The organism is Bacteroidia bacterium (genome assembly GCA_020852255.1).
In the GTDB taxonomy this organism is placed as follows: Bacteria; Bacteroidota; Bacteroidia; order JADZBD01; family JADZBD01; genus JADZBD01.
Map to the genome: position 1 here is coordinate 71,120 of JADZBD010000010.1, position 7,955 is coordinate 79,074.

Annotated in this window: 12 protein-coding genes; 7 read left to right on the forward strand and 5 right to left on the reverse strand. The window is 35.0% G+C overall.

Going from position 1 to position 7,955, the window contains the following annotated elements; genetic code table 11:
- Positions 1-153 precede the first annotated feature (153 nt).
- The 4 genes from IT233_07095 to IT233_07110 are packed head-to-tail and all read right to left on the reverse strand — an operon-like array spanning position 154 to position 1,340.
- Entirely contained in the window at positions 154-462 is a 309-nt protein-coding gene (locus tag IT233_07095) for a hypothetical protein (protein ID MCC7302389.1), read from the reverse strand.
- A gap of 15 nt (positions 463-477) precedes the next feature.
- On the reverse strand, positions 478-723 hold the full coding sequence (locus IT233_07100; protein ID MCC7302390.1) for a hypothetical protein: 246 nt from the start codon (positions 721-723) through the stop codon (positions 478-480).
- A gap of 15 nt (positions 724-738) precedes the next feature.
- Entirely contained in the window at positions 739-1,077 is a 339-nt protein-coding gene (locus tag IT233_07105) for a hypothetical protein (protein ID MCC7302391.1), read from the reverse strand.
- A gap of 23 nt (positions 1,078-1,100) precedes the next feature.
- Entirely contained in the window at positions 1,101-1,340 is a 240-nt protein-coding gene (locus IT233_07110) for an AlpA family phage regulatory protein (protein ID MCC7302392.1), read from the reverse strand.
- Positions 1,341-1,493: 153 nt separating this feature from the next.
- Here IT233_07110 and IT233_07115 point away from each other — a divergent pair, with 153 nt between their 5' ends.
- From IT233_07115 to IT233_07125, 3 genes are all read left to right on the forward strand, one after another.
- Positions 1,494-2,096, forward strand: coding sequence for a hypothetical protein (locus IT233_07115; GenBank protein MCC7302393.1), 603 nt, complete (start codon positions 1,494-1,496; stop codon positions 2,094-2,096).
- Positions 2,097-2,135: 39 nt separating this feature from the next.
- Positions 2,136-2,432 (forward strand): hypothetical protein, encoded by a 297-nt coding sequence (locus tag IT233_07120; GenBank protein ID MCC7302394.1) that lies wholly within the window; start codon positions 2,136-2,138, stop codon positions 2,430-2,432.
- Positions 2,433-2,950: 518 nt separating this feature from the next.
- Entirely contained in the window at positions 2,951-3,382 is a 432-nt protein-coding gene (locus IT233_07125) for a hypothetical protein (protein ID MCC7302395.1), read from the forward strand.
- Here IT233_07125 and IT233_07130 read toward each other — a convergent pair.
- Positions 3,379-3,786, reverse strand: a complete 408-nt coding sequence (locus IT233_07130; protein MCC7302396.1) for a hypothetical protein — start codon at positions 3,784-3,786, stop codon at positions 3,379-3,381. The two genes, IT233_07125 and IT233_07130, sit on opposite strands and share 4 nt — an antisense overlap.
- Before the next feature lie 575 nt (positions 3,787-4,361).
- Between IT233_07130 and IT233_07135 the strand changes: the two genes are divergently transcribed.
- The 4 genes from IT233_07135 to IT233_07150 are packed head-to-tail and all read left to right on the forward strand — an operon-like array spanning position 4,362 to position 7,353.
- Positions 4,362-4,850, forward strand: a complete 489-nt coding sequence (locus tag IT233_07135; protein MCC7302397.1) for a hypothetical protein — start codon at positions 4,362-4,364, stop codon at positions 4,848-4,850.
- A gap of 11 nt (positions 4,851-4,861) precedes the next feature.
- Positions 4,862-5,434 (forward strand): hypothetical protein, encoded by a 573-nt coding sequence (locus IT233_07140; protein ID MCC7302398.1) that lies wholly within the window; start codon positions 4,862-4,864, stop codon positions 5,432-5,434.
- On the forward strand, positions 5,431-6,378 hold the full coding sequence (locus tag IT233_07145) for a class III cytochrome C family protein (GenBank protein ID MCC7302399.1): 948 nt from the start codon (positions 5,431-5,433) through the stop codon (positions 6,376-6,378). The genes IT233_07140 and IT233_07145 overlap by 4 nt, the downstream gene beginning before the upstream one ends.
- 39 nt (positions 6,379-6,417) lie before the next feature.
- The gene (locus IT233_07150; GenBank protein ID MCC7302400.1) at positions 6,418-7,353 is read left to right on the forward strand and encodes a hypothetical protein; all 936 of its coding nucleotides are present in this window, start codon (positions 6,418-6,420) and stop codon (positions 7,351-7,353) included.
- Positions 7,354-7,955 lie beyond the last annotated feature (602 nt).

Sequence of the window (7,955 nt, forward strand, 5' to 3'; positions counted from 1 at the left end):
CATAAGCTGATAGTTAAGTTTAACTTTTGCTATCAGTGAAAAAATAAATTTGATTATTTCTTCAATGATGTTCAGTACAATAGAAACTGCTACCAGTAGTACGAATAGCAAGCCTTTCAAAATGTTGAATCGTTTCATGTTTTATATTTTAGTTTATGATTGTTTGAATAGTTGCGCCCTTCTTTTGTAAGTCGTATTCATGTGTTCTTCGAGAACTTTAATATCTTCTGCCAGGAAATGATACAATTCATCTTTCATTGTCGAGAAGGAAGGAAAGGGTTGGCCAGCACCGGAACTTAGTTCGGGATGCTTAATAATTATTGCTTGTGTAAAGCGAGTTGCTCTTTCAGCGTTAACAAAGCAGCAAAGTATTCTATATCCTTTAGCAACTTCTATCGGATCCGCAGCTTGTGCCTGGTTAAACTTTCCTTCTATCTGTGAGTATTCTAATCGTATATTCATAGGTTATTGATTTTATTATTCAATGATGAGGCTAAGGGCATAAGTATTAAGTAACTCTTGTGCTTTTGCTTTTGCCTTTTCAAGACCAATGCAGATTTCATTGGCTATACCATTTGTGTCTGTCCGCATCAGGTATTCCTCCCGATCCCTTCCGGTAGGCGTGATAAAAAAATGAACATGGCAAAGCATTCCATCTGTTTTACCTTTCCATAAACAGTGTTCTTTGCCGATATATTCCCACGATATTATTTTTACCTGCATACTTTTATTTAATGATTAAACAATTTGTCGGAAGGCTCTGTAGATACCGAATCGTTTTAAATCAAGGTTGGTCGCCTCCCTCACCAGTCGGACTTTTCTCACCCAAATAATTTCAGGCAATTCAATTAGTGGTTCTTCCACATCTAATTCAACAACAAAAACACGATTGGTTTTCAGCATGAACTCTTTAGGATTTGATACCAACCAGGTTCCGATTCTACACCCGGAAATAAACCACTCCCCCTTTTTTGTTCCTTCAGGAAGTGGCCATTTTTTCATTTCATTGTCTAAATCTCTCCCCTCCGGGGAAAGAACTTTAAACCATATTTGACTTTTATTTTCTTGGTGCTTCATTATCAAAAACTTTATATTGTTAATCAGGAAGTTTTAAGAATCCTAAGTCTTTCCCTTTTTATTTTGTTCGTTTTGATCTTATCACGTTCAATGATTTTTAAAGCAGCAACATATATTCGCTCTTGAAATTGTGAGCGTATTTTCTCCCCATTAAGAAACCTATAAATCGTAGGGCGGGAGATTCCGGTTTTCTGATGAATCTCCATTATAGCGCTGGTTGGAAGCTCCCTTTTAATGATATTAACATCCTCCTGTGTAAACATTTTTTAAAGTTTTGTAAGAATTATTTTCTTTTTTGACTATTATTGTTGTATATTTGACCACTGATTATTACAAAAGTACGCAAATGTATGGTCAAATTGACCACATTTCAAAATAAAAAACACAAATTGACCACAAATAAAACGTAACTAACTATGAAACAATTAGTTAAAACCGAAAAAAAGGCTGAAGTCAAGACTTTAGTTTCTAAAAATTTTGTTGGGGCGATGGAAGAAATGACTTTGGAAGGTGTTGGAAAAAACGAACCATTACTAACAGAGAAAGTAAAGAAGGACAGAAGTAATTTTCACAAAATCGGTAAAGCTCCTGGCCGTTACGCTACTATTGATGCGATTTACGAGGCAGTTAATGGGCTTGGTTTAAATGCCAATTTTGTTTTTGTGGAAAATGGCCCGGCAAAAGAACCACTTTTGCGTGACGGAGTAGTGAACAATAACAACAATGTCTCAGGGAATAATAATAAAGTTTCAAATATCACTCCTGTGTTTCAAGGTACAGTTAATGGAAATATTTCTGTTGCAGAAAAGATAGTTCAAGGGATGCCTCCGAAGGAAAGAAAGGAGATGAAAAAGTACATGAGTAATGTGGAAAAAGAGATTCTCGATTTAAAAAAAACTATTGACTATTACAAAAAGCAACTTAGAGATAAAGAAAAGGAGCTTAAGGAAAAAGATAAAAGACTTATGGACACTCAGGAGAAGCTCATTAAGGTGGTAATGGAACAGCAGCAAAAATGATGGCATTTCCGATAATAATTATTGATTAATATTGCTACTATGGCAAAGAAAACAGTCAAAAAATTTACTGGAGATTTCAAGGAAAAGAGCATTGTGGCTCACAAATTTATTGAAGCATATAATAAGCTCAAGCAAAAAGGTTTAGTAGATAGTTATAGAGATATAACAGAAAAGTATGGGTATGAAATTGATGTGATGAGTAATATTGCTACGGGAAAACAGGAAGTACCTACAATTCTTTTGTGGGCTATGATAGTTGAATACGGAGTAGATGCAAATTTTCTTTTTGATATAAAAAAAGACTTATTAAGGGATAAGGACAAATTAAAAACTTAAAAATTATTAGAATAACGTTCTTTAAACATATAAACGCATAGCGCATTGTCGCTTGCTTAGGTAGAAAATCCGCGAAATTTTTATGCCCTAACAGCAATGACAAGGAGTACCCAACATGGGTGCGTCCTTGCTCATTTATTGTTAGGGCTGGGTCCTCGCGGAACCTTCTACTTTCGTAAATGTTGTCAGGGTAACGCACCCACCATATTATCATGGAGGGGTATGTACCTGATCGGGTGCATACCCTTTTTTATTTGTATGCAGTTCAGATAATATGATTTTACTTACATCTGCAAGAAATAGCACTATTTTAGTAGGAGATTTGCTTAAAATAATTAAGTTAGTATCCGTCTTTATACTTACAGTTTTAATACTAATTTTTTTGATTTTAAAGTTTTTGTATAAAATAAAGATCCAACCGATTTATATCTCCATAAACGCACCTATTAGTACGGTCCTTCTTGGAATACTCCCATTGTTGGAACGGAAGGATATTATAACCTTAATTGAAACGAATTATGAGAAGAATTGTATTGAGGCATAAGATGATCTGTCATTTGCTGGAAACGTGTAATAAAGTCCTTTTAGACGACCCTAATAACATTGATATTTTAAGAACCAGGGGAATTGCATTTAACCTCGCGAAAAAGTATGTTGAAGCTATTGATGATTTTATTAATGTTCTAAAAGCCTTGCCGGACGATGTGAGTGCATATTATTTAAAAAGCGACTGCCATTATCAGCTTGGGGAATTTGAACAAGCTAAACGGGATTTTATGAGAGCCGCTTTGCTGGAAGATAATCCTAATATCGAGAGAACTCAGATTGAGAATGTTATTGTGCCGGAAGAAACGGAGTTGGCAGACGTAAAAAAGATTCTTGAATTTGAAAGGAACAAAGCTATTCTTAAAAGTTTCCCTGATTTAATATCTGATACAACGGCTGATTAATTCGGAAACCTAAACGGCTCTAACCACCTAACAGCAGTTTCCTCACTGCTAAATACTTTAGCAGGAACCAGTGGCTTATCAAGTAAAATAAAAGCATTGCCAACAAATGCTAACAGTTTGTTTTTGGTATAAATGGCTCCGGCACTTATCAGTTCACATCCAGCTGACCCGGCTAAATAATTTCTGCCATCTGTATCCACACACAAAAGCTCTGTTACATCAATTAAAAAGGGTCGTGAAATTCCTGCCGAAATTTTTTTTCTGTCACTAACCATTTCTTGTGCTATTTCAATGTCTATAACAAGATCACGTTTGTATTTGCTGTACATAATACCGTTGTTTAACCACATCACAGAATGGTAGAAATCATATACTTTAGATGAAGAAGGTATAATAATTGGCATTTTTATGAAAGAATGCTATTGATTCGGTAGGAAGTAAAACCGTTCGGGGGAGATAGTTCCTATTTGGGAATTAAATTTAGTATTTACTTGCCATAATGATGTAAATTATCTTATATCGTATACCCATACCAAATTATTTCGTGCATATTTTCCACATTTGTCTTCCCTTTGCCCACTTTTTATTTTTTAGCTGAATGGCAAAAACAAAAGAACCAAATCTTCCCTCCTTCTTTCCAAAGTATATTAGTTAAAGTTGATTTACATCATACTTTATACCAATAAAAATTGGATACTTTGTATTAGGTTTTTACTACTACTATCGCTGAAGTGGAAAATCTAAAAATTCTTATTGTTGAGGATGAATCCAGAGTATTGTAATTCATCAAACAGGGTTTAGACAAGGCAACGTTATAAGCAAGCCTAAGCACAAAATCACATTTCTCGAAATCAAGAATCATTTTTATAGATGACATATATCATCATATTGTTGAGAAACCATAACTAACTTCGTGAAAATATTTATCATGAACATTAACTGACTTAGAAAAACTAACATATTTCAATAACTCAATATTATGAACCAAACACACATTCACTTACTCATTACCCATCTTCCGATTTTCGGTTCTATTTTTGGTGGAATTGTTTTAGCACACGGACTTTGGACAAAAAGCGATCAAACAAAAATTGCCGCTTACAACCTTTTTATTATTTCTGCAATTGGTGCAGGTATTGCCTACCTGACAGGAGAAGCCGCTGAAGAAACAGTGGAAAACATTCAGGGTATAGCAAAAGATATGATTGACCAACACGAAGACTTTGCTGTTTTTGCATTAATATCATTAATAATACTTGGCGTTGCTTCTATTGGCGGGCTTTTCCTGACTTTGCGAAAGTCATCCCTTACAAAGACAGTAGCTGTAGTGATTTTATTTATTTCCCTGATTAGCTTCGGCTTAGTTGCGAGGACAGGTTATTTAGGTGGACAAATAAGACATACAGAAATTAACTCATCAAACAATAATCCTGTTCAAAGTGGCGAACAAGAACATGATGACGACTAAATATTATTTCTATGAAACAACCACTGCTTGTAAAGTATGTGCTGCCTTTTTTCCAGTGGTATGCTTTAATGATTTTTCTTGCCATAGCGATTGATTATTTCCTCCACCGCTTTCAGTTGGTTTCCGTTGGGCGTTACCTTGGTTTTACAGGAACATTTGTCATTGTTATTTCATTCATTTATTCATTACGAAAACGAAAAATAATTGAATCAGGTTCTCCGAAACAACTTTTAGCACTCCATGAATATCTTGCATGGATTGGTTCAATAATGCTTCTTGTTCACGCAGGAATTCATTTTAATGCAGTGTTGCCGTGGCTTGCTATCCTGATGCTTTTAATCGCAGTTGCAAGCGGATTGGTTGGGAAATTTCTTTTGAAGAAAGCGAGTGAAACATTGAAAGAAAAAAGACAGACATTGATTAATACAGGTATTAGCACAGAAGATGCGGACAAAAAACTTTTTTTTGATTCCATCACCGTTGATCTGATGAAGAAATGGAGAGTAGTTCATTTGCCCATTACTTTAATTTTAGGTTTACTGGCTCTGATGCACATTATTACTATTGTAATGTTTAGTAAATGAAAAAGATAATTGTTCTTGGGATAGTAATTGTATTCATCGGACTAATGTATCAGTATCCTCATGGAATGCTCAATCCGGGTGAGTTAGTTGAGGGGCATCAAAAACTAAATGACAAATGCCTTGGGTGTCACAATCCATTTTGGGGAATCTCAAATGATAAATGTGTTTCTTGCCACAAACTATCTGACATTGGAAAAGATACGCTCATGTTAAGTGATGCCAATACGACAAATAAGAACGTTTTGTTTCATCATCAACTTTCAAATCAAAAATGCACTTCCTGCCACACCGACCATAAGGGATTAAAACCTGAAATGTCTTTGAGCAGCTTTAATCATGAAATGTTACCAACAACCATGATAAGTAATTGCAATAGTTGTCACGGTCAACCCACCGACAATCTGCATAAGCAATTAACTACTGCGTGCAAGAATTGCCACAATACAAAAGGTTGGAAATCTTCAGTAATATTTAATCATGATATGATACAAGGAGATGCTAAGAACAATTGCACTTCATGTCATAAGGAACCTGACGATTCTTTCCATCAGCAGGTTAAAGACAACTGCGATAAATGCCACAGCACAAGCCAATGGAAACCGTCCACCTTTAACCATTCAACTTATTTTCAATTGGACGGAGACCATAACGCAAAGTGTAATACATGCCATACGAACAATAATTTCAGTATCTATACATGCTATGGTTGTCATGAACATTCAGAAAGAAACATACAACAGGAACATAATGAAGAAGGGATTTTCAACTTTACTAACTGCACATCTTGCCACAAAAGCAGCAATGAGCATGATATTATTATGAATGGAAACTCCAATCAAAAATTAAATCAAAAGGACTTAAATAATGTGAAGGATTATATTAAATCACAAGAAAAAGATAAGAAGAAAGAACACGAAGAAAAAAAGGAGCATGATAATGATTAAGTTCTACAAAAGAGAAAAAGACAATTAATTCCAAAAAACATGACTGTTCCAACAGAAAGAGTAGGTTTTGAAAAACTGCTTCGAATAGCATTTCTTCCTTTTTTGTTTTGCTTCTTATATTCAATCGCGGTATTTACTTTGGAGGAGGCGTTTGGCGACCACTTCTACTCTATTTCGCCTCAAACAGGAAGCGTATTTGGAATTGCGGTTGCTTTCTTTTTAGGTTTCAGAATGAATTCTGCTTACGACAGATGGTGGGAAGCAAGGAAAAACATTGGCGAATTAACTTACAACAGCAGAAATTTTTCAGGCAAAGTGTGCACCTATTTTTGTAACAAAGAAAACTTAAACAATGAATCAAAATCCCAGAACTACATAATAGGGAAAACACTTTTAGATTTATTACGTTTATATCTTGTTCAGTTCCAAAAGCAATTACATAATCAATCAGATGTTGACCCTAATGGTTTTTCTGTAGACAATAATTTATCGTTTTTACCGAGTGTAAAAAATAAACCTAATCATATTTTACAAACAATGAGTCAGAAGATTGAGCAATCATTTAACAAAGAATGTTCAATGGAAAAATATGATTTGATGGTTCTGCTAAATAAATTCTATGAAATTCAAGGTAAATCAGAAAGGACAAAGAATACACCTTTCTTGAATATTTATAAAGCGTTTACTCGGTTAATAGTCGTTTCTTATGTTTTGCTTCTTCCTTTTTTTATGGGCGATATAGATTTAGGTGGAGAAAATAGTTATTGGGAATTATTGGCAATTCCAGTAATAACATTAATCGGCACAATATTTCTCACAATTAATAAATTATCAAATTTATTTGGCGACCCTTTCAGCCAAGAAGCTACTTCTTTCCCATTGACAGCGATAACCGAAAATATTTCAGCAGAGGTTAACGATGTTATTAATTACTTCGACTTTCTCGCAAGGGACAATAAAGCAACCAACAAATGATTACTACGCATAATCGAGTTCCAGAGTAACCAACGGTAGACAAGAACTCTACAACCTTGACAGACAGAAGGCCAGCTTATAATCGAGTAGACGGCCTCACCGGAATTAACCGATGAGGTGCGCCTCACACCCCCCTATACGTACGAATCGCGTATACAGCGGTTCATTAAATTGTGTAGATAATTTCAGGTAATATTCGAGCATTGATTTATATCCACGTTTTGCAAATCTTTCCACCTTCACACACAAGCTGAGGTAGCCAATTCCCCACCGCACCTTTAGGTGATTTTAGACATTATTGGAATTCCCTTCAAAAATAAATTTGCAGATGTAATGAAAATTGAACTATCTTTGTGAGTGAATACTCACTTACTTTAAAAGTACAAACAAAATGAACGGTAAAAACAACATAGCGATAGGCTTCCTGACAATGGGACTTTTTATGGCTTACGGTTTTCTATTAATTTACCTCCGTGACTTTGCAGCAGACAAAGAAGCTTGGGTAAATTCATACAGTATCGGGAAACATTTTGAAAGCAGACTTGCACACGTTCACGGTAACCTGTTTGCATTCTTAAATATTCTCATTGGTTATCTCTTAG